This window comes from Fimbriimonadaceae bacterium (assembly GCA_019638795.1).
Taxonomy (GTDB): domain Bacteria; phylum Armatimonadota; class Fimbriimonadia; order Fimbriimonadales; family Fimbriimonadaceae; genus JAHBTB01.
Genome location: JAHBTB010000001.1, coordinates 280777 through 300403, shown reverse-complemented (window position 1 = coordinate 300403; position 19627 = coordinate 280777). Strand labels below are relative to the sequence as shown.

Below are 19627 nucleotides of genomic sequence, written 5' to 3'. Positions count from 1 at the left end.
CGTAAACGAGGTGAGGGAGTGCAGTCAGGAGGTCGCGGACGAAAGGTGCGGCGTAGAGCCGGTTGATCTGGGATATGTTGGGAGTTTCTGTGACTGTGGCCGCTCTGGCGGCGTTGGCAAATGCCCCGTCCACACCTCGGGCGGTCGTGGTGGCGTGGGACGGCGCCCGATCAGCGCCGATCTTGACGCGTATCGACTCAAGGTTCGACACCGACACGCTGCGTAAGGTCGCTGGCGAAACGGGGTTCCGGTTGGAGTTTATGGGCGGCGACGCCTATTGCTTCCAAGTCGGCATGATGGGGGAGTCAAACCTCCTCGCCCAACGGGCCCTCTACGGCGAGGTCGCCCGCTCGGCAAAGTCGCAGCGTGGCCTGCTCGACCGGCGCGGGCTCAGCCCGTCGAACTGGACCGCCCTCAGACTCCAGATCGCCTCCGAACTCGCGAGCGAAGGCGTCACCGAGGCCGACCTTGAGTCGAGTCGGATCGTCGTCTTGCCCGACTACCGGGTCACGATGCGGGCGGGTGAGAACACCCGCGACTTTTTTCCCGCGACCGCCAGCCAACCGAACGCTTCCGACGTGGTGGACGCCCCGGCCGGCCCACGCCAACTCGTGAACACGTCGGTGGTCAAGACGGGGCGGCTCCAGACCGCGATGACGATCTTCTCCTCCGACCTTGGCGCGCGCGAACAGGCCGTCCTGATGCGCCAGGCCAGTGAGATGATGGAGCACTACATCGACCGCCTCACTGGTGACGTGGCGACCAGCGCCCGGGCCGCCTTTCTCGCTCTGAGCGAGGGCGCGGGCGACGACCAGCGCATCGACACCCAAGCGGCCAATCTGGGGGCCATGTCCGTGGAATCGCAGCTCTATCTGGCGGGGGCGTTTGCCAACTCTTACCGTTCGGCAGGGTTCGACGCCCCGGCCCAGGCCCGGGCGTTCCTGTCCGCCGCGACGTTCGACCGGATCGAACCGGTGCTTGTGCTGATGGTGACCTTGACGACGCGCCAAGGCGGGATCAAGACGTTTTCCCTGGTGATGCCCCGGTTCGTGAACTGAATCTTGGTCGGGGCGACAGGACTTGAACCTGCGGCCTCATGCTCCCAAAGCACGCGCTCTACCATGCTGAGCTACGCCCCGACGGCGACGGGCAGGTTTCGGATTATGTCACCCCGCCGGCCCAGTCTGAGGACGGTCGGCGGTGGGGCGCCGGTTCGGCGGCCCCACCGCGCCGGCCGGTCAGCGGCCCTGGCTGGTGGACTGACTACCCCCGGCGCGGCCCCGGTAGTACTTGTCTAAGTTGGCCTGTTGCTCAGCGGTCAGGCCGGTCCGTTTCTGGGCTTCGGCCGCGCGGCGCTGGTCCGCCGCCTCCAGTTCAGCCTTGCTCGGCTGGGGGCTGACGTCGGTGGCCGGGTTGCACCCGGCCACCCAACCGACGGTCAGCGACAAGGCCAGAAGTACGCCTCGTCTCATGTCCTTAGTGAGGATAGGGGAACGGCGTGGTGCCCCAGTAGCCGAGGTAGCCGTAGTTCCAGGAGCCGTTCGAAACGGTCGCCCGGGCCGACCCGTTGACGACGAAGATGTTCGCGTACCACTTCAGACCGCCCTTGGTGATGCTCTTGGCGTGGCCGTCGAGGAAGCCCATGTTGGCCGAGCGGCTGTGGCGGTAGCGGGCGTGGGCGGCGCACTCCCACATGCCGTTGGTCGCCGCTCCGCAGTCCGTGTCGAACGCCGGGGTGTAGCCACTCCAGTTCGGGTTGGCCGAGTCGTCGCCGTCGCGGGTGATCGTGCTTGTGTCGCCGTCGACGGTCGCGATGTCGCCGATCCACTGGTCTTGCCAGTCCATGAACCAGGGGTAGTTCCAGTTCGCCGCCGGGTTGCCGCCCTTCTCCATCAGCCCGATCTTGTTGGCGACGTCGTCGATCTGGGTGTTGGACATCGAGGTCACGAGCTGGCCCGCGGGCATGAACGCCGGGTCATAGCTCCAGATGTTGTCGGCGAAGATTTGGTGGTGGAGCCCGTAGGGATAGCCCTCGACCTCCACGTTGTTCTGGTCGACCTGCGGGGCGGACGGGCATGTGTAGATGCCGGCTTTGCCCTTGCTGACGACCGTCCCGTGGGCGTCGAGTTTCTGGTCGCCGTTCTTGATGTAGGGATGCACGGTCGTGGTCCACGCGATCAACGACTGGGTGTTGTCACCGCCGCTTCCGTACTGGCTCGGTGTGTTCACGTCGTCATAGTCGTTCGCGTACATCTGTAACGCCAGGCCGATCTGCTTCATGTTCGAAAGGCATTGCGTCTTCTTGGCGGCCTCTTTGGCCTGGGCGAAGACGGGGAAGAGGATGGCGGCCAAGATCGCGATGATCGCGATGACCACCAGAAGCTCGATGAGCGTGAATGCTGATTTTCGCATAGTGGGTTCTCAACTGTGAGAGTTGGGCCGGCATGGCCCGGTCGAGTCGCGGACGTCGAGCGTGCACGCGAAGACTTGGTCGTATTGGCTCGGCTTGCGCCCCTCGATCAGATCGAGCAATGTGTGGGCGGCTTGGCTGGCCATGAGTCGGATCGGTTGACGCACCGCGGTCAGGCGGGGCGTGGTCAGTTCGCAGTAGCGTGTCGAGTCGAATCCGACGACGCTGAGGTCGCCGGGGACAGAAACCTTGTGCTCCGCCGCCCGGCGGAGGATGGACGACGCGACCTGCTCGTTCCACGCGAAGACGGCGGTCTGTCCGTACCGCCGGCGCAACCAGTGGCCGAACTCTTCGGCCTCCCGGCCCCAGATCACGACGTCCTCGTCGTGGACGTCGATCCCGTGGCTCGTGCAGGCCTCAAGAAAGCCGCTGAGCCGCGCCTGTGCGTCCGGCGTCGTCTCTTCGTGGCGTTCGAGGACGAAAAGGAGGCGGCGGTGGCCCAGGGAGACCAAGTGGTCGACGGCCAGTCGGGCGCCGCCCGAATTGTCGCACGAAATGAAGACCGTGCCCGTCGGGGCCTCGGGCGGCGGTGCATGGAGCGCGACGAAGGGGACAGGGCTGTGGCGGAGCTTGTCGATGGTCGTCATCTCGGGCGGCATCTTGCACCAGACCACGCCGTCCATCCGCCCGTCGCCGATCGACCGCATCGGGTTGGCCCTGTCGATCTCTGGCAGGATCGTGAGACGGTAGTGCCGCTTAAAGACCTCGCTGGCCAGGCCGTCGAGAAGCTGGACGTAGAACTCCGGGCCGTCGGCGATGGAGCCAAAGTTTTCGAAGACAAGGCCGACCGTGCGCGACCGGGCCGTGCGCAACGACTGGGCGAGGACGTTGGGGACGTAGTTCAGCCGTTGGGCGACGCTGCGGATATGGTCAGCTGTCGCGGGGCTGACCCGGACGCTCTTGCCTCCACCGTTGAGGACCTTGGAGACCGCCGAGATCGACACCCCCGCCTCTTCGGCGATCTGACGCAGGGTCGACGGCGACCGCTTGCCGCTGTCACCAGGCCTGCTCACCGGGCCGTCCTCCTTGCTTGTCGTCCTGGATTTCCATCGCCGTGATAGAACCTTACATCACTATACACGCACGGCCCTAGTTTTGGCCAAGGATGTTTGTCACTTGACCAACCTGAGGTCGCGGTAGGAGACCCTTGCGAGCCGGTCGCCCGCGTGGCTGAGGGCCAGGGCCCCGGCAAGGACGGTCCGCGGGCCTTGCCACTTCACCTCGCCGACCTTGGCGTCGTCCACCCAGGCGGTGACCCTGTCGCCGGACCGGGCGACGCGCAACTTGGCCCCGGGAAGCTTCACTGTGCCGGGGGCGACCACCTCGGCCTGGCCGCCGGCCTGTCGGCGGACGACGAACTGCACCTCGCCGCTTGGAAAGCTGGTGAGCATCACCATCGGCGCCCCCGACGTGGTGTCGGCCCTGACCATGAGTCCGGCCTTGGTGTAGGTGTCGACGTCCTCGACCTCGTCGATCGTCACGCTGAGGCTGAAGTCACCCTGCACCGACTGGTGAAGGAAGCGGAAGTCGTCCTGGCCGCCCCAGATGTCGTTGCCGCCGCCGTACAGGTCGAACCCTGAGGTGGACGTCTTGACGAGCCCGCCCTTCAGGGCGCCGCCGATGTCGGTGGAGACCCATCCCGGCCATGCCGTGTCGGCCGGGGCGGTGCGCCTCGGCTTGGGGACCTCGGGCAGAGGTGGCTGCTCGACGTGGCGGGCGGTCAGGGCCTGGCGGAGGGCGGTCCAGGGTTCGAAGCCGGTGCGGAGAGACCGCATCCACGCCTCGATCTGGGCCTTGCTGTCCTGGTGGACGTTGAGCGGCCAAAGCGGCTTGGGGTTGGTGACCATGCCCCAGCTTGCGTCGCCAAAACCTCCGTCCTTGCTGAGCACCTTGTATGTCCAGAGCGTCGTCATCCAGCCGTAGCCCTCGTGGAGGTCAAAGTAGCGCCGCATCATCTTCGCGCCCCCGGCAGAATCAAAGACGACGTTCATCTCGCCGACCAGGAACGGGACGTCCAACCGGTCGATCTTGGCCGCCACCGCTGGCAGGGTGGCGATGTGCTTCGCCTGGGTGGCCAGGGTGGGCGAGCCGTTGCCGAACATGCCCGGGTAGTAGTGCATTTCAAACCCGACGTTGGTCCAGGAGTGGGCCTTGGGGTCGCCGTAGTGGTCGAAGTCGTCCCAGTGCCCCATGGCAAAGACGAGCTTGGCGGGGTCCACGCGGCGGACGGCGTCGTAGCACCGGGAAAAGACCTTGACCTGGTCTGCTTTGCTGCCGCCCCATGGCTCGTTGAAGATGTCGTAGGCCACGACGGCGCTCCGCCCCCGGTAGCGTTTGGCGATCTCGCCCCACAGCCACGCCATCCGTTCCTGGTCGGCCGGGCTTGACCAGAGCTTGTTTTGCCCCGCGCGGCCGGTGTGGTCGTTTTCGGTCTGCCCGCCCTGGGCACCGTGCAGGTCGAGAATGGTGTAGACGCCTTGCCTCTCAGCCCAGTCGACGGCCCGGTCGACCCACTTCCATGCGTCAGGACGGAGTCGCATCGGGTGGGCGTCGTCCTCGAACTGGCGGTAGTTGAGGGGCAGGCGGACAAGGTTGAACCCGAACGACTTGATGGTGGCGAAGTCCTGCTCGGTGATCCAGTTGGAGCGGTACAGCTCCATCAGGCGGTCCTTTTCCGCCGGGCCGAACCGCTTGGACAGGACTTCTTCGAAGGTGAACTGGTCAGAAACCGCGCCAGGACCGTCGGAGATGTTGATGATCCAAGGTTCAATCACGAACCAGTTGCCCAAGTTGCACCCTTTGAGCACGACCTTCCTCCCGCTTGGGTCCACCATATTCTTACCGTGGGGAAGTAACGGGGGCAGGGCGGACGCGGATCCGATCGAGAACGCGGCAAGGGCTACGGTGACCATGGCTCGTGATACAAGGATAAATCATTTTTGACCTGGTTTGGTCATGAAAGGACCCGCGTCCCCCGGATGACAGGGCCGTCGGTAAACTCGCGCGCCTATGGCGTCCCCATCCAAGCGGCTTGACAAGATCCCCCCGTACCTATTCGCCGAAGTCGCCCGGGCCAAGCGCGAGGCAGCCGCGCGTGGTGTGGACGTCATCGACCTGGGTATCGGCGACCCCGACTTGCCGACCCCCCAGCCGATCATCGACGCCTTGACCGAAGCGGCCAACGACCCGAGCACCCACCGGTACGACGAGAGTGCGCGGGGTTACGTGCCGTTTCTGGAGTCGGCGACGCGATGGTATGCCCGGACGTTCGGTGTCGACACCGACCCGTCTACCGACGTGTGCCAAGTCATTGGGAGCAAAGAAGGGCTGGCCCACCTGGCGTGGTCGTACATCGACGTAGGGGACTACTCCATCACGCCCGACCCCGGCTATCCCGTCTACAAGGTGAACACTCTCATGGCCGGTGGCGAGGTGTACGAGACTCCCTTGAAGCGGGAGAACGGCTACCTTCCTGTCCTGGCCGACATCCCCTCGGACGTGGCCCGGCGGGCCAAGCTTTTCTACGTGTGCTACCCGTCGAACCCGACGGCAGGGGTGGCGACAAGGAGTTTCTACGAGGACGCGGTCCGGTTCTGCCGGGACCACGACATCGTCCTGGTCAACGACATGGCCTATGCCACGGTGACGTTTGACGGGCACGTCAACCCCACCGCCCTCCAGGTGCCCGGTGGCAAGGAGGTCACGGTGGAGTTCCACTCCCTGAGCAAGATGTACAACATGACCGGCTGGCGCCTGGGCTTTGCCATCGGCAACCCCGACGTGGTCGCCACGCTCCAAAAGCTGAAGAGCAATATTGACAGCAAGCAGTTCGCCGCCGTTTCGCGGGCCGGGATGGTCGCCTTGGACTCCGTGGACAACAGCGCGACCATGAAGGTCTACCAGCGCCGGCGCGACTTGCTTTGTGATGGTCTGGCCGAAATCGGCTGGCACATCGACAAGCCGAAGGCGACGTTGTTTGTCTGGGCGCCGGTGCCCCGCGCCGACATGTCCAGCGCCGAGTTTGTCGCTGCGCTAATTGAAAAGACCGGGGTCGTCACCGTGCCGGGCGGGGGCGCGGGGCCCTCGGGCGAAGGATTTGTCCGGATGGCCTTGACCTTGCCTGGTGACCGCGACGGCGAAAGGTTCGCCGAGGCGGTGCGGCGGATCAAGGAATCGGGCCTCGTCGGCTGATTGCCGGTCGGCGGTAGGGGGGGACGATGACGTACGAGGAAGCGGTGGCGGCCCTCGGTGCGATGATGGCCCGAGGATGGCGCCTGGAGCTCGACCGGATGCGAGAGTTGTGCCGGCGCCTTGGCGTGGCCGAGGGCGGCTCGGCCCGGTTCGTCCATGTCGCGGGCACCAATGGCAAGGGGTCGGTCACCGCGTATGTCCAAAACATGCTGGTCGCCCAGGGCTACGTGACCGGGGCTTACTACAGCCCCTATGTCTACGACCTGCGTGAGCGCGTCCAGATCGGCTTGGATTGGATTGAAAAGGATATGTTTGCCCGGCTGATGGCCCGCATAGTCGCGGTCGGGGACGCGATGGTCGACACGGACCTCGGTGGGCCGACGGAGTTCGAGGCCAAGACGGCTCTCGGCTTCATGGCTTGGCAGGAGGCCGGGTGCGATGCGGTGGCCCTGGAAGTCGGTTTGGGCGGGAGACTGGACGCGACCAACATCGTGGACCCCGTCTGCTCGGTGGTCGTCAGCATTGGCTACGACCACATGCACATTCTGGGCGACACGCTTGCACAAATCGCGCGGGAAAAGGCGGGGATCATCAAGCCGGGGCGGCCAGTCGTGGTGGGGGACCTGGCGGAGGAGGCGTGGGCGTCAATCGACGCAGTGGCAAGGGAGGCCGACGCGCCGGTCTGGCGCTTTGGACGAGACGTCGTCGTGGAGCAAGACGGTGGTGCCTGGGCGGTGTCCACGCCGGCGGGCCGGTGCCGTGGACTCAGGCCCGGCATCAGGGGTTCGGTGCAACCACACAACATGGCCCTCGCTTGGGCGGCCGTCGAAGCGGCCGGCTTGATGCGTGAACGGGGGGACGCCGCTGAAGGCGTGGCGGCGACCCGCCTGCCCGGACGGTTCGAGGTGCACGAGGCGGGCGGGCGGACGCACGTCTTGGACGGGGCCCACAACCCCGCCTCGGCCGCGGCCTTGGTCCAGAGCCTGACGGACGAGTTCGAGGGCCGCGACATCGGGTTTGTCGTCGGCATGTTGCGCGGGCACGAGCCGGGACCGTTTCTGGCCGAGTTGGCCAGTCGCGGGTCCAAGTGTGCGGTCGTGCCGGTGGACAACGAGCGTGGCTTGGAGCCCGGCGAGGTGGCCGACGCGGCCCGCCGGGTGTTTCCGTCGGTCGATGTGTTCCCGGACGCGGCCACGGCGGCGGCCTGGCTGGGCACGCCGGTCGTGGTCGTCACGGGCAGTTTCTACCTTCTCGGATCCGCCAAGGCGTCGCTCTCCCTCTAGGCGGGAACCGTCAGCGGAGTCCGAACGCTCGCTCGGCGATTTGCACCGCGTTGAGGGCCGCGCCCTTGAGGAGCTGGTCTCCGGCAACGAACAGGGAAATCGAGTGGGGGTCGCTGATGTCCTGGCGGACACGCCCGACGAGCACGTCCTCGATGCCGCTGGCGTCCAGAGGCATGGGGAACACGTTGTTGTCGCGGTCGTCGACCAACCGCACACCAGGTGCGGCGGCCAGAGTCTCGCGCACACGGTCTACGGACGGGGCCTCGTCCTCGAACTCGACCGTGACCGACTCGCTGTGGGCGCGGAGCACGGGGACCCTGACGCACGTCGGGTTGATGCGGAGCCCGGGCATCCCGAGGATCTTCCGCGACTCCTCCACGACCTTGTTCTCCTCCTCGTTGTAGCCGTTCTCCCCGACCGGGGTGTTGTGGCTGAAGAGGTTGAACGCATAGCGGTGGGGGAAGACCTCGGGCTTGGCCTCGCCGCCTGCCAACACGGTGCGGGTCTGTTCTTCCAGCTCGCGCATGGCCGCCGCGCCGGCACCGCTGGCACTTTGATAGGTGCTGACGATGATCCTCTTGACCGTGCCTAGTTTGCGGAGGGGGGCGACGGCCATCAGCATGATGATCGCGGAGCAGTTGGGGTTGGCGATGAGGCGGTCGGACGGTTTGACGGCGTCCCAGTTGACCTCGGGCACGACCAGCGGCACGTCGGGGTGCATGCGGAACGCGCTGGAGTTGTCCACGACCAAGGCGCCCGCCTCATTGGCGACCGGCGCCCATTCGCGGCTCCGGCCCGCGCCAGCGGAGAAGAACGCGACGTCGACGCCCTGGAACGACTCGGCCGAAACGGCCTGGACGGTGTGTTTCTCCCCGGCGTGCTCGATCTGGACGCCGGCTGACCGGGGGCTGGCCAGCAGAATGAGTTTGCCGACGGGAAACTTCCGGTCGACGAAAAGGCGGAGAAACTCCTGGCCGACAGCGCCGGTCGCGCCGAGCACGGCCACGTTCAGGGGCTTGGACATTGCGGGCCTGATGATGGCCGGTTTGCACCCCGGGGCATAGGACACCCGCGGTAGGGGCCTAGAGCTTCAGCAACTGGCTCGCCCGCTCCATGTCCTTGTCTCCACGGCCGCTCAGGTTGACCAAGACCCTTGTGCCGGGGGCAAACATCCCGGGCCGCAAGAGGAGGGCGAAGGCATGGGCCGACTCGAAGGCGGGGATCAGCCCCTCGTTTTCGGCCAGCCAGCGGAAGGCGGTCAGGGCCTCCTCGTCGGTCGCGGCGGTGTACTCGGCCCGCCCCGTGTCCTTGAGGAAGCTGTGTTCGGCTCCCACGCCTGGGTAGTCCAGCCCGGCGGAGACAGACTCGGTGGGCAGCACTTGGCCGTCCTCGTCTTGCATCAGGTAGCTGTACGACCCGTGGAGCACCCCGGGCGACCCGGCAGTGAGCGGGGCGGCATGTCTGCCGGTCGCCACGCCATGGCCGCCGGCTTCCACCCCGATCAATCGGGTGGGGTCGCCCAGAAAGCCGGAGAAGAAGCCGATGGCGTTGGAGCCGCCGCCGACGCACGCGACGCCCACGTCGGGAAGGACGCCGTGTCTCTCCAGATACTGGGCGCGAGCCTCGGTACCGATCATGGACTGGAACTCGCGCACCATGGCCGGGTACGGGTGGGGTCCGGCCGCCGTGCCGATGATGTAGTGGGTGTCGCGCACGTTGGTGACCCAGTCGCGCATCGCCTCGTTCAAGGCGTCTTTCAGGGTCTTTGTGCCGCTGGACACGGGGACGACCCGGGCGCCGAGCAGCTTCATCCGGAAGACGTTGAGCTCCTGGCGCTTGCAGTCCTCCTCGCCCATATAGACGTCGCACTTGAGGCCGAAAAGGGCGCACACAGTGGCGGTGGCGACGCCGTGTTGCCCGGCACCAGTCTCGGCGATGATGCGCTTCTTGCCCATCCGCAGGGCGAGGAGGGCCTGGCCGAGGGCATTGTTGATCTTGTGGGCCCCGGTGTGGTTGAGGTCTTCGCGCTTGGCACTGACGATGTACCCGGTCAGTTCGGAGACCCGTCGGCAGTCGGTGAGCGGTGTCGGCCGGCCGACGAAATCATGCAGGTAAGTCTCGAACTCCCGATGGAACTCCGGTGAGGCCCAAGCCTCGCGGAACGTCGACTCCAGTTCGTCGAGCGCGGGCACGAGGGTCTCCGGGACATAGCGGCCGCCAAAGGCGCCGAACCGGCCCGACTCGGGGAGCACGGCAGACATGGGGCCATTCTACGCCTCCGAGGGCTTTGGCTCAGGTCGGAGGGCCGCTTTGGCTCGGCGGCACGGTCCGGTCAAGCAGGGCCTTGCCCCCCAGGAGCACGCCGCAGACGAGGAGGACCGCGCCTATGGCCACAGCCGCGGGGGGAACGGGGGTGTGCTTCTGCTGTAAGACGTCCTTGCCTCCGTCAGGGCTAGGGGTGGGGATGTTGAGAAGAGGGGTGAAGAAGGTGGGGACGACAGTCAGGACGATTCCGACGATAAGCTTTTGCGTCCTGTCCATAGTGAGACTGTTCCACAAACGGCAGTCTGGCCCCGCCGAGTCGGGGCCAGGATCGAATCAGCCGTTGCCGCCGGGCACGGACTTGTCGAGCCAGACCTTGGCCCCGAAGAGCAGCCCTCCGACCAAGAGCAGGGCCGAGCCGCCCACGATGAACGGCCTCACCTTCGCGCCTTGCTGGTCCTTGACGTCTGCCTCCGCCTTCTTGAGGACCTCGGTGGCAGAGGCGTTGGCAATGATCTTGCTGGCGTCGGCGTCGGTCGTCGCGGCCGGGATGTCGGCCTTCTGGTCTTCAAGCACCGATGAGCCTCCCGACGGGGTCGCGGAGACGACTTCACCGCGTTGGGCGGCCTCCATCTGCGCGTCCGTCAGTTCACCGTGGAACTGGGCTCCTTGGGGCTTGTCCTCGATCGGCGCGAAGCACAGGGGCGCCAAGGCGAGGAGGACGACGGCAAGTAAGGTTCGTTTCATGTGTCTCCTAGGTCAGTCCAGCCTCAGGCCAAGGTCGCGCCAGCTGTAGCGGATCAGGGTCGGGCTGCGGGGCAGGTCGATGTCGATCAGCGGCTTCTGGTTCAGCGACCGCTCTTTGATCCGGTGGTCGTAGTTCATCCGGATCGGAAGGCTCCAGGTGACGATGGCCTCGTCCTTGGCGATGATCGTGCCGTTCAAGGTCATGCCGCCGCCGGCCACGCCGACGTTTCCTCCGCCGACAAAGTTCGTGTAGAGGACGGCGTCGATCTGGTTGACCCCGCCGGCCGCCGCGCTCTTGTAGGCCGACGCGGTGCTACCGGACTGAAGGATCGACTGGTACTTCTTGATCCCCCATGAGTCGGTCTGGGTCGCGTCATAGGCCGGGATCAGGTTGCCGTTGTCGTCGTAACGGGGCTTGGTGAAGGGCGGCGTCATGTACTTCAGCGGATAACTGCCGAAGGAGGTGGTGTCGCCCATGATGATGGACTGGCTGGCGGCAAGGCCGAGCATGTCCTTCTTCTCGATCGAGTTCTCGACCGCCTGCATGTCGTTGCCACGGAAGTCGGGCGGGTTCTTGTACTTGATCGAGCCGATTACGTGGACGTTTCTGCTCGTGTAGATGGTCCCCTGACCCTGCACGTAGCCCGCGATCGCCACGTCGCCGTTCACCGTCACGGGGCCGTGGATCCGGATCGGTTTGGTCGACGTGCCGATGAGGAGGGCCGAGTTGTTGACGACCCCGCCGGACGAGACGCGGACCCACTTGCCGGTCGAGCTGTTGTAAACATCGAGGTACGCCCCGGTGTAGTTCACGTTCGGGGTGCCGTCGGCGTTGTATTCGTCGGCGGTGCCGCCCGAGCCGGCATAGTTCGGGTTCGGTGTGCCGTCGCCATACGTCGCCTTGGTGTCCGTCCAGGCCTTGCTCTTGGCGAACCGCTTGCCGTCCGGGTCGGCGGCGTCGGTGACGCTGCCGAAATCGCTGAGGTCGGGCAGGGTCAGGGTGGACGTCGGGGTCGAGTCGATCGTGTTGAAGGTCGGCGTCCCGCTTGTGTTCGACCAGGCCCTCGTGCCGTTCACGTCCTGCATGGCGGCGCCGAAGACGTCGTTGCCCTGGATCGAGGCGGTGTCGTAGTACACGAGGCCGCGCCACTTCTCAAACTCAGCCGAGCCGATGGCCCCGTGAACGGCGGGGTCGTAGGGTTGGCGCATGCGACTGGCCCCCGAGATGCCTCCGTTGATCTGGCTATCGTAGTTGCTGGTCGTCCACTTGTAGGGGGCCAGATTGACCACGCCGGCCGCGCCGGGGACGAGGCGGTCGTTGTAGCTGGCGATGACGGACCCGTTGACCGTCCCCGACCCGCTACTGAACGTGAAGTCCCCGTTACTGCGGGCGTCGCCGTTGATGTAGAGGTCGTTGGGGCCGAAGCCCGTCATCCAACCGAAGTTGTTGACGAAGTAGGTGTAGTCGAAGACTTTCGACCGGTCGAGGGTGAAGTCCACCGTCACGTCCACGGTGCGCCGGGCCTCGCCGCTGTCTTGCAGGCCGTTGGCGTTTGTGTCGATCCAGCCGACAGCCCGGATGACGACCAGGCGCTCGTAGGAGCTGCCGTTGGGCTGGGTGGACGAGATGACACCGGCGGCGTAACGGCCGATCCCGGCCAGTTCGCCAGTCTGCGAGGCCATCGGGTTCTCGGCGGTCGCGCCGTCCACCGACTGGTCCATGGTGGTGAAGTTCTGACTCGACTTGAACTGACGCCACAACGAGCGCAGTACCGATTGGACGCCAGATTCGCAAAGGTGGCTTGTCTGGACGTCGTGCTCGTTCTTCTTGGCGCTCCGGTAGGCGAAGGTGGCCCGGTCGAGGTAGACCGCGACGCTGACGGCCAAGATGGCCAAGAGACCGAAGACGACAGGGAGGGCGCTTCCGCGCCGACGGGAAAGTCTTTTGCGGTGTTTCATTTCGTGATCGAGGGGAGGTTCCGCAGGAAGATCGTCTCCCTGTGGCGGGCATGGATCGTCTCGGCCCCTTTGCCGCGGCTCTTGGTGACGACGCAGACGATGACGCTGCGCGGGTTCACTGAGCCGTCAGTGGAGAAGATCTTGTATGACGGCGCGCTGTAGGCGCCGTTCTTGATGACGACGGTCCGGGCGTTGTCCGCGCCAAGGAACGGGTCGATGGTGATGATGCCGGTGGCGACCTGGTTGACGGTCAGGCCGTCCTGGGTGTACAGGTTGCCGTTGCTGTAGTAGATGCGGCGGGTGACGCCGTCCCAGGTCAGGGGGACGACAAACGCGCCGGAGGAGTCCTTGGCCGGAAGCTTGTAGGTCAGGCCCATGCCGTCAAGGTCGACAAGGACGGCCATCGCTTCGCGCAGCTTGTCGGAGACGACGCGCACGCTGTTCCGGCTCTGCTGCTGGACGTCGATCCACGATTCGCCACGCGCCCAACTGCCCATACCGGCCAGATAGGCGCTGATGGCGACGAAGAGGACCATGGACGAGATGACGCTGGCGACCAGCGACTCGACGATGGAAAGGCCACGGAGGGTACGGCGTTTCATAGGTTGGCCACCAGGCTGGTCACGGAGGTCGACCGGTTCTGGCCGTTGTCCTTCCAGAAGACGAGGACCGTGGCTTGACGCAGGTCGATGTCGACGTCGGACAGCTGGACAAACGACCGACCGGAGGGGAGGGCGTTGGCGGCGGTGTCCTTCTGGCCCGAGTCTAGGTTCGTGGTCTCGTAGCCCAAGGCGGTCTTGTCGGTGAGCCCCGCGGCCTGGAGGTCGACGGCGGTCGGGCTCTGGACGACGCCGGCACTGTAGAGGGCGTCCTTGCTGAGCTTGGCGTAGCCGAGCCCCTTGATGATCTCAAGTTGCTTTTGGGCGAGGCTCGTCGCCACCGACGTGAACTCGGCCCGGCCCCGGCTCCGGTTCGCCACCGGGACGGTGGCGGCAAAGAGCAGACAGCACGTCAACGCCAGCATCGCGGCGAACATGGCTTCGATCAGGGTGTGACCCCTCTGCTTGTTCCGGCGGGGATAGGTTTGCTCTCTCACCATTTGGGCGGTTCCACTCCATGCCAAATGGTCGGACTAAGAGAAATGATAGTTTAGGTGCGATTCATGTCCTCCTGAGCGGTCAAGGGCATGGTCAAGCCGCTCGGGGAAGCATGAGAGCCCAGGCGGTGGGCCTGGGCTCTTGTCGCGGGGTGAAGCCGGGCCTTAGAGGCCGGCGGCCGCGATGGCGGCGTCCTTGGTGGCCGGGTCCTGGAAGGCGGTGAGCGTCTGGCCCTTGAAGGTGGGGTCGGCGTTCACGGCGTTGGCGACATAGTCGGCGGCGACGCCGACCGGGCCGCTCGGCCACTTGGTCATGTAGGTGGGAGAGAGGTCTGCGGCGACAGGGACGTCGGCGGACGTCTTGCCCAGGTCCATGGCCCACTGCTGCTTGGCCGAGTCGATCTGCTTGAGGTTGCCGACGACCGACTGGAGGCGGCTGTTCTGCCGGGCCTTGATGAAGTTCGGCACGGCGATGGCCAACAGGATGCCGATGATCAGGACGACGATCATGATCTCGACGAGAGTGAAACCCTTGCGCTTGCTGTTTCGCTTGTACATCTGTGTATTTCCCCGCGTGTCCTCCCACGTAGCGCGGGAAAGGAGCACCAACACTCTTCCGGTTCCACAGTCGCCCGGCGCGCTCCTACGCCAAAATTGCTGGGTTCGGCGTCCGGGACGAGGAAACTCATCGACGCCAAGGGCCGTCGAAGTCAACATGAGGGTCTTGTCCGTCTTTGTCGTCGCTTTGGCCGCGTCCAGTGCCATGGCCGACCCCTTGCGGCCGAGCATCGCGGACCAGATCAAGATCGGCAAGGACGCCGCCGCCCAAGTGCGCAAGAAAGAAAAGGTCTTGCCCGCGACGGACGGCCGGGTGAAGGAACTGCGCCGCCTCGGCAAGATCCTTGTCGACCTCATCCCCGCCAAAGAGAAGAAGGAGAAGCCGTTCGAGTACACGTTTGACGTGGTCGACAGCAAGGAGGTCAACGCGTTCGCCTTGCCGGGCGGGCCGATCTTCTTTTACACGGGCCTCCTCGACAAGCTCAAGACCGAAGACGAGGTCGTGGGCATCCTGGGTCACGAGATGACCCACATCCGCAACCAGCATTGGGCGAGCGCTTATGCCGACAACCTCAAGCGCAAGATCGGCATCCTCGCCCTCCTGACGATCATCCGGGCCAACGACTCCATCGCCGACCTTGCCGGGGCGGCAGACACCGTGTTCGGTAGCCTGCCCTATTCACGCAAGCACGAATCGGAGGCCGACTCGGTCGGCTACGATCTGATGGTGGAGGCGGGTTACAACCCGCAAGGCATGGCCGACGTCTTCACCCTTCTGGCCAAGCAGGGAAGCGGTGGGCCCGAGTTCTTGAGCACCCACCCCGACAGCGGCAACCGGGTCAAGGCGATCGAAAAACGGATCAAGGACAGTGGCGTCACCTTCCCGCCCCAACGGCCCCGCAAACTGTCGGCTTCTTCCTTCACGTGGCAGAAGGGTTGGGCGACGATGACGGGCGGCGGCTAAACCGGCGAGAACGTGACCTCTTGCTTGTCCTTGCCCAGGGCGAGGACGCTCGTCCGGGCCGCCACGGCGCCGGCGATCGTCCGGAACGCCTTGGCTTGGGGCCGGTCCGGATAGGCCAGCACACTCGGTACCCCTTGGTCGGCCGCGCCACCCACTGCGGCGTCGAGCGGCACGGACCCGAGAAACTCGGTCTGCAGGCTTGCCGCCAACTCGGCGCCGCTCAGCCCGGCGAAGAGCCGGGTCTCGTCCCCACAGTTCGGGCACACGTAGGCGGCCATGTTCTCCACCACGCCGAGGATCCTCGTGTTGAGCCGGTTGAAGAGGGCGGCCGCTTTGCCGGCGATGTTGGCGGCGACATTGTGGGGCGTGGTGACGAGGACGACCCCGGTGAGCGGCACCAACTGGGCGAGGGACATCGGTGCGTCGCCGGTTCCGGGGGGAAGGTCGACGAGGAGGTAGTCAAGTTCGCCCCACATGACGTCGGCGAGGAGTTGGCGCACCGTGCTGTGGACCATCGGCCCGCGCCACAGGACGGCTTGGCCTTCTTCGAGCAGGAATCCGAGCGACATCATCCTCACGCCGTGCCGTTCGATCGGCATGATCTTGGCGTTGCGGCTCATGGGGCGCTCGTCGGCGACGCCCATCATCAGCGGGACGCTGGGTCCATAGACGTCGGCGTCCAGCAGGCCGACCTTCGCTCCAGACTGCGCGAGGGCGACGGCCAGGTTCACCGTCACCGTGCTCTTGCCGACCCCGCCCTTGCCACTGGCGACGGCGATGACTTGGCGGACGTTGGGGAGCAGGTCTTCCGGTTGGGCGGCGCGGGGCCGCACTTGGGCGCTCATCTCGACCGCGACCTCTTCCACGCCGTCCAAGGCCAGGACGCAGTCCTCCGCTTGGGCCTTGAGGAGGTCTTTGACCGGGCAGGCGGGCGTGGTCAGTTCGACAGTGAACGCCACCCGGGGGCCTTGGATGTCGACGTCCTTGACAAAGCCGAGGGTGACAATGTCGCGATGGAGGTCGGGGTCTTGGACGGCGCGTAGCGCCTCGAGCACCTGGTCGACGGTCACGGACATGGGGTGTGTCCAAGGTACCTGGCGCGGACCGGCACGGCCGGGCCCGGCGATATCAGTAAACTGCCCCGGCTCATGCAGCCGTTCGTCAACAAGTTCAACCCGTTCATGCTGGGCCCCTTCCACGTCGGCGGCCTTGGCGAGGTCGGGATCCGGTGGTACGGCATGGCGTACGTGCTGGGCTTCGTCTTTGCCTACCTGGGCCTGAAAAAGGCGATGGACGCGGGCAAGGTCCGGGGGCTCGACGCCAAGGGACTGGAGAACCTGACGTTCGGCATCATCCTTGGCGTCCTCGTCGGCGGGCGCATGGGGTTCGTCGTGCAAAACATGGACCGCTGGCGCGAAGACCCTCTATTCCCGTTGCGCCTCCAAGAAGGCGGCATGGCGTTCTTCGGTGGATTGGTCGGGGTCATTGTCGCCATCGCGTTGTTTGGACGGAAAAACAAGACCGACTTCTATGCCCTGGGCGACGTCTTGGCGCCCCTGACCGCATTGGCGCTGGGCATCGGCAGGATCGCCAACTTTATCAACGGTGAGCTGTGGGGCAAGCCGACGGGGGGAGACTGGGGCGTCATCTATCCGCGCAAGGACATGGTGCCCCGCCACCCGAGCGAGCTCTACGAGTGCGCCACCCACCTTTTGCTCGCGTTGGTCCTGTGGAGGATGAGCAAGACCACATGGGGTTCACGCCGCGGGTTTGTTTCGGCGACCTTCGTCATCGGGTACGGCCTTTTCCGCATCGTCACCGAGGTCTATCGAGACCAGCCGTACTACGTCGGGCCGTTCTCCGCGGGTCAGATCGCCAGTGCCCTGACCGCGCTGGTCGGGGTCGGCATGCTGGTTTTCAACATGAAGCGGGCGCAATCTTCGCAAAGGAGTGATGATTGTGAGCCGGCGACCGTAGAGAGATCGGAAACTATTCATCTACAATAGGCGTTATTCGATCAGGGACCAACGCCCTACCGTAGGAGCAGTTTTTCCCCCAAACACATGGCAGAACTCGGGCGACTTCTGGACGCCGTCCACACGGCGACCAACAAGCTGGCCTCCTCTGGCGACACCAAAGCCATTCTCAGGGAGGTCCTGCACCTCTGCGTCGACGCCGTCGGCGCGAGCGGCGGCACCATGTACATCCATGACGCCGCCAACAAGACCCTGCGCTTCCTCCATGTCCTGCCCGAAGAGGTCGAGCGCAAGCTGGAGCGGCTCGACATCCCCGACGACCACGGGGTGGCCGGCCAGGTCTTCCAGAGCGGGGAACCGGTCACGAACGAATACGGCCAGTCGGGCGACCCGGGCAACAAGGCGATCGTCCGCAAGACGGGGGTGACCGTCCACACCATGATCACGGTGCCCTTGGCGATCCAAGGACAGAAACCGATCGGTGTGGTCCAGCTGGTCAACAAGAAGGGAGGCGTCTTCGACGACGTGGACGCCGCGGTGCTCGACACGATCAGCGACGTCTGCACCCTCGCGATCTTGAACTCGCGGATGATGGAGCAGCAACGCCGGGTCGCGAGCCTGGAAGGTATGGGCCGCGCGGCCCATGACTTGGCGAACAAGGCAGGGGTCCTCGTCACGTACCTGCCCGACTTCGAGCGCAACATCGACGGCCTGCGCCGCGTGTTCGAGGAGCAGGAGCTTACCGGCGAGGCCACCCTCTACCTCGACTTGTTGGAGATGGCGTACCGAGACGTCTTCGCCCCCTACAGCGAGCGCGTGTTCCGATACGCCAAGCTCATCAACGACCTGGCCGCCGGCAAGCCGTTGCAGGCCAAGATGCGCAAGCAGAACTTCGCCGTCGTCGCCCAGGAGGCCGCCGAGTTCATGGAAGCGCAGGCGCGTCGCAACTATGTCCGTCTCGTCTACGACCTCCAGCGTGACGCCCCAGAGTTCGAGTTCGACGACCTCTTCGTCATCCGGATCGTCGAGAACCTGGTCGGCAACGCGGTCAAGGCGGTCAGGGAGACGGTGCCCCCCGAGTGGATCGCCGAGCACCAGGGCGAAGAGGACCCGTACTTTGGCCAAGTCACCGTCCGCTACCGCCATGCCTCGGGCAGCCACGTCTTCGAGGTCATTGACGACGGGCCTGGCATGTCGCCTGCGGTCGTCCGGTCGATCTTGGCGGGCAACGCCCGGTCGAACTGGGACAGCAGCAGCGGGAGCGGCCTCGGCATGAAGGTCGTGCTGGAGCTGGTCGCCGCCCACGGGGCCAAGCTGGCGATCCGGAGCAAACTCGGGGAAGGATCGACGTTTGAGGTCGAGTTTCCCGGGGCTGACACGCCAGAGTCGAAGGTCTCAGACAAGCAACCCGCCCTCCAGTCGTCACGCTAGTGGACAACGAGGAGACCCATGACGCTACTGCAACTCTTGGCCGCGGCAGACACGAACTGGATGGGCCAGTTCGGCCCCATTTACTTCGGGAACAGCATCTTCGCCTACCTCTTCATCGCGGTCTGCATGTCGGTGATCGCGTCAAAGTTGAAGGCGGAGAACGCCTGGCTCGCCTGGGTCCCGCTGGTCAACGTGTTCTACATGACCCACGTGGCCAAGCGCCCTTGGTGGTGGCCGGTCCTGGCCATCGTGCCCTGCGTCAACCTTGTGTGGCTTTTTGTCCTCTTCCCGATGACACTCGCCTCCCTGGCCGAAGAGCGGGGCAAGTCCGGGCTCCTGGGTTGCTTGCTCTACGTTCCCGTGGTGAACTGGCTGGTCTTGGGATACTTGGCGTTCTCGGATTGACCGTGGCCAAGCCCGGCGCCCAGGTATCCTGACGGCATGCCATTGACGCCTGCGGTGGGCGACCGCTACCTGCTGACGTGGGAAGACCTCGGCAAGCCGACGGTGAACGGGGACGTCAAGGTGCCCGGGCTCGGGGTCGTCACCCTTGACGACGCGGACATCCACTACGCGCTCCGCAACCAGGCCCACGCCGCCTTTTATGTGCGCAAGTCCAAGGCCCTGGGGACGAACAACTACGTCGTCGTGAGCCGCGTGCAGCCGGCCTGATGTGATCCTGTCGACGCC

The 19627-nt window shown here is 65.4% G+C and carries 21 protein-coding genes and 1 tRNA gene; 8 read left to right on the top strand and 14 right to left on the bottom strand.

Annotation, left to right across the window (positions count from 1 at the left end):
• Positions 1-89: 89 nt before the first annotated feature.
• Positions 90-1058, top strand: coding sequence for a hypothetical protein (locus tag KF857_01490; protein ID MBX3110655.1), 969 nt, complete (start codon positions 90-92; stop codon positions 1056-1058).
• A gap of 4 nt (positions 1059-1062) precedes the next feature.
• Here the strand turns inward: KF857_01490 and KF857_01485 are convergent.
• From KF857_01485 to KF857_01465, 5 genes are all read right to left on the bottom strand, one after another.
• Positions 1063-1139, bottom strand: a tRNA-Pro gene (locus KF857_01485).
• Between the two features lie 99 nt (positions 1140-1238).
• On the bottom strand, positions 1239-1472 hold the full coding sequence (locus tag KF857_01480; GenBank protein ID MBX3110654.1) for a hypothetical protein: 234 nt from the start codon (positions 1470-1472) through the stop codon (positions 1239-1241).
• Positions 1473-1476: 4 nt separating this feature from the next.
• Positions 1477-2412, bottom strand: coding sequence for a DUF1559 domain-containing protein (locus KF857_01475; GenBank protein ID MBX3110653.1), 936 nt, complete (start codon positions 2410-2412; stop codon positions 1477-1479).
• A 9-nt stretch (positions 2413-2421) separates the two neighbouring features.
• Positions 2422-3483: a LacI family DNA-binding transcriptional regulator gene (locus KF857_01470; GenBank protein MBX3110652.1), complete on the bottom strand. Its 1062-nt coding sequence runs from the start codon at positions 3481-3483 to the stop codon at positions 2422-2424.
• Positions 3484-3582: 99 nt separating this feature from the next.
• A complete protein-coding gene (locus tag KF857_01465) occupies positions 3583-5382 on the bottom strand; it encodes a cellulase family glycosylhydrolase (GenBank protein ID MBX3110651.1) in 1800 nt (599 codons plus the stop codon).
• A 97-nt stretch (positions 5383-5479) separates the two neighbouring features.
• Between KF857_01465 and KF857_01460 the strand changes: the two genes are divergently transcribed.
• Entirely contained in the window at positions 5480-6661 is a 1182-nt protein-coding gene (locus KF857_01460; GenBank protein MBX3110650.1) for an aminotransferase class I/II-fold pyridoxal phosphate-dependent enzyme, read from the top strand.
• 26 nt (positions 6662-6687) lie between these two features.
• Positions 6688-7944, top strand: coding sequence for a hypothetical protein (locus tag KF857_01455; protein MBX3110649.1), 1257 nt, complete (start codon positions 6688-6690; stop codon positions 7942-7944).
• A 10-nt stretch (positions 7945-7954) separates the two neighbouring features.
• On the opposite strand, the gene KF857_01450 is transcribed toward KF857_01455, so the two are convergent.
• The 8 genes from KF857_01450 to KF857_01415 form a co-directional block, all read right to left on the bottom strand.
• A complete protein-coding gene (locus KF857_01450) occupies positions 7955-8968 on the bottom strand; it encodes an aspartate-semialdehyde dehydrogenase (GenBank protein ID MBX3110648.1) in 1014 nt (337 codons plus the stop codon).
• A gap of 58 nt (positions 8969-9026) precedes the next feature.
• Positions 9027-10205 carry a tryptophan synthase subunit beta gene (gene trpB, locus KF857_01445; protein ID MBX3110647.1) on the bottom strand — a complete coding sequence of 393 codons (1179 nt, stop codon included), beginning with the start codon at positions 10203-10205 and terminating at the stop codon, positions 9027-9029.
• A 31-nt stretch (positions 10206-10236) separates the two neighbouring features.
• Entirely contained in the window at positions 10237-10485 is a 249-nt protein-coding gene (locus tag KF857_01440; protein ID MBX3110646.1) for a hypothetical protein, read from the bottom strand.
• 57 nt (positions 10486-10542) lie between these two features.
• On the bottom strand, positions 10543-10953 hold the full coding sequence (locus KF857_01435) for a hypothetical protein (GenBank protein ID MBX3110645.1): 411 nt from the start codon (positions 10951-10953) through the stop codon (positions 10543-10545).
• A 12-nt stretch (positions 10954-10965) separates the two neighbouring features.
• Positions 10966-12912 carry a hypothetical protein gene (locus tag KF857_01430; GenBank protein ID MBX3110644.1) on the bottom strand — a complete coding sequence of 649 codons (1947 nt, stop codon included), beginning with the start codon at positions 12910-12912 and terminating at the stop codon, positions 10966-10968.
• On the bottom strand, positions 12909-13514 hold the full coding sequence (locus tag KF857_01425; GenBank protein ID MBX3110643.1) for a hypothetical protein: 606 nt from the start codon (positions 13512-13514) through the stop codon (positions 12909-12911). Before KF857_01425 ends, KF857_01430 begins: the two co-directional genes overlap by 4 nt.
• Positions 13511-14011 carry a hypothetical protein gene (locus KF857_01420; GenBank protein ID MBX3110642.1) on the bottom strand — a complete coding sequence of 167 codons (501 nt, stop codon included), beginning with the start codon at positions 14009-14011 and terminating at the stop codon, positions 13511-13513. Before KF857_01420 ends, KF857_01425 begins: the two co-directional genes overlap by 4 nt.
• Positions 14012-14173: 162 nt before the next feature.
• Complete coding sequence (locus tag KF857_01415) at positions 14174-14566, bottom strand: type II secretion system protein (GenBank protein ID MBX3110641.1); 393 nt, start codon at positions 14564-14566, stop codon at positions 14174-14176.
• Positions 14567-14723: 157 nt separating this feature from the next.
• Here KF857_01415 and KF857_01410 point away from each other — a divergent pair, with 157 nt between their 5' ends.
• Positions 14724-15530, top strand: coding sequence for a M48 family metalloprotease (locus KF857_01410; protein ID MBX3110640.1), 807 nt, complete (start codon positions 14724-14726; stop codon positions 15528-15530).
• Here KF857_01410 and KF857_01405 read toward each other — a convergent pair.
• Positions 15527-16606 (bottom strand): Mrp/NBP35 family ATP-binding protein, encoded by a 1080-nt coding sequence (locus tag KF857_01405; protein ID MBX3110639.1) that lies wholly within the window; start codon positions 16604-16606, stop codon positions 15527-15529. The genes KF857_01410 and KF857_01405 overlap by 4 nt on opposite strands.
• A gap of 72 nt (positions 16607-16678) precedes the next feature.
• Here KF857_01405 and lgt point away from each other — a divergent pair, with 72 nt between their 5' ends.
• From lgt to KF857_01385, 4 genes are read left to right on the top strand one after another with little or no spacing between them, the layout of a single operon-like run.
• Complete coding sequence (gene lgt / locus KF857_01400; GenBank protein MBX3110638.1) at positions 16679-17536, top strand: prolipoprotein diacylglyceryl transferase; 858 nt, start codon at positions 16679-16681, stop codon at positions 17534-17536.
• A 57-nt stretch (positions 17537-17593) separates the two neighbouring features.
• Positions 17594-18937 (top strand): GAF domain-containing sensor histidine kinase, encoded by a 1344-nt coding sequence (locus KF857_01395; GenBank protein ID MBX3110637.1) that lies wholly within the window; start codon positions 17594-17596, stop codon positions 18935-18937.
• Between the two features lie 18 nt (positions 18938-18955).
• A complete protein-coding gene (locus KF857_01390; protein MBX3110636.1) occupies positions 18956-19342 on the top strand; it encodes a hypothetical protein in 387 nt (128 codons plus the stop codon).
• 36 nt (positions 19343-19378) lie between these two features.
• Positions 19379-19609 (top strand): hypothetical protein, encoded by a 231-nt coding sequence (locus tag KF857_01385; protein MBX3110635.1) that lies wholly within the window; start codon positions 19379-19381, stop codon positions 19607-19609.
• Positions 19610-19627 lie beyond the last annotated feature (18 nt).

Excerpts from the sequence above, each read along its gene's own strand:
- KF857_01480 (MBX3110654.1), bottom strand. The coding sequence starts at position 1,472 with ATGAGACGAGGCGTACTTCTGGCCTTGTCGCTGACCGTCGGTTGGGTG.
- KF857_01475 (MBX3110653.1), bottom strand. The coding sequence starts at position 2,412 with ATGCGAAAATCAGCATTCACGCTCATCGAGCTTCTGGTGGTCATCGCG.
- KF857_01465 (MBX3110651.1), bottom strand. The coding sequence starts at position 5,382 with ATGGTCACCGTAGCCCTTGCCGCGTTCTCGATCGGATCCGCGTCCGCC.
- KF857_01460 (MBX3110650.1), top strand. The coding sequence starts at position 5,480 with ATGGCGTCCCCATCCAAGCGGCTTGACAAGATCCCCCCGTACCTATTC.
- KF857_01455 (MBX3110649.1), top strand. The coding sequence starts at position 6,688 with ATGACGTACGAGGAAGCGGTGGCGGCCCTCGGTGCGATGATGGCCCGA.
- KF857_01450 (MBX3110648.1), bottom strand. The coding sequence starts at position 8,968 with ATGTCCAAGCCCCTGAACGTGGCCGTGCTCGGCGCGACCGGCGCTGTC.
- trpB (MBX3110647.1), bottom strand. The coding sequence starts at position 10,205 with ATGTCTGCCGTGCTCCCCGAGTCGGGCCGGTTCGGCGCCTTTGGCGGC.
- KF857_01440 (MBX3110646.1), bottom strand. The coding sequence starts at position 10,485 with ATGGACAGGACGCAAAAGCTTATCGTCGGAATCGTCCTGACTGTCGTC.
- KF857_01435 (MBX3110645.1), bottom strand. The coding sequence starts at position 10,953 with ATGAAACGAACCTTACTTGCCGTCGTCCTCCTCGCCTTGGCGCCCCTG.
- KF857_01430 (MBX3110644.1), bottom strand. The coding sequence starts at position 12,912 with ATGAAACACCGCAAAAGACTTTCCCGTCGGCGCGGAAGCGCCCTCCCT.
- KF857_01425 (MBX3110643.1), bottom strand. The coding sequence starts at position 13,514 with ATGAAACGCCGTACCCTCCGTGGCCTTTCCATCGTCGAGTCGCTGGTC.
- KF857_01420 (MBX3110642.1), bottom strand. The coding sequence starts at position 14,011 with ATGGTGAGAGAGCAAACCTATCCCCGCCGGAACAAGCAGAGGGGTCAC.
- KF857_01415 (MBX3110641.1), bottom strand. The coding sequence starts at position 14,566 with ATGTACAAGCGAAACAGCAAGCGCAAGGGTTTCACTCTCGTCGAGATC.
- KF857_01410 (MBX3110640.1), top strand. The coding sequence starts at position 14,724 with ATGAGGGTCTTGTCCGTCTTTGTCGTCGCTTTGGCCGCGTCCAGTGCC.
- KF857_01405 (MBX3110639.1), bottom strand. The coding sequence starts at position 16,606 with ATGTCCGTGACCGTCGACCAGGTGCTCGAGGCGCTACGCGCCGTCCAA.
- lgt (MBX3110638.1), top strand. The coding sequence starts at position 16,679 with ATGCAGCCGTTCGTCAACAAGTTCAACCCGTTCATGCTGGGCCCCTTC.
- KF857_01395 (MBX3110637.1), top strand. The coding sequence starts at position 17,594 with ATGGCAGAACTCGGGCGACTTCTGGACGCCGTCCACACGGCGACCAAC.
- KF857_01390 (MBX3110636.1), top strand. The coding sequence starts at position 18,956 with ATGACGCTACTGCAACTCTTGGCCGCGGCAGACACGAACTGGATGGGC.
- KF857_01385 (MBX3110635.1), top strand. The coding sequence starts at position 19,379 with ATGCCATTGACGCCTGCGGTGGGCGACCGCTACCTGCTGACGTGGGAA.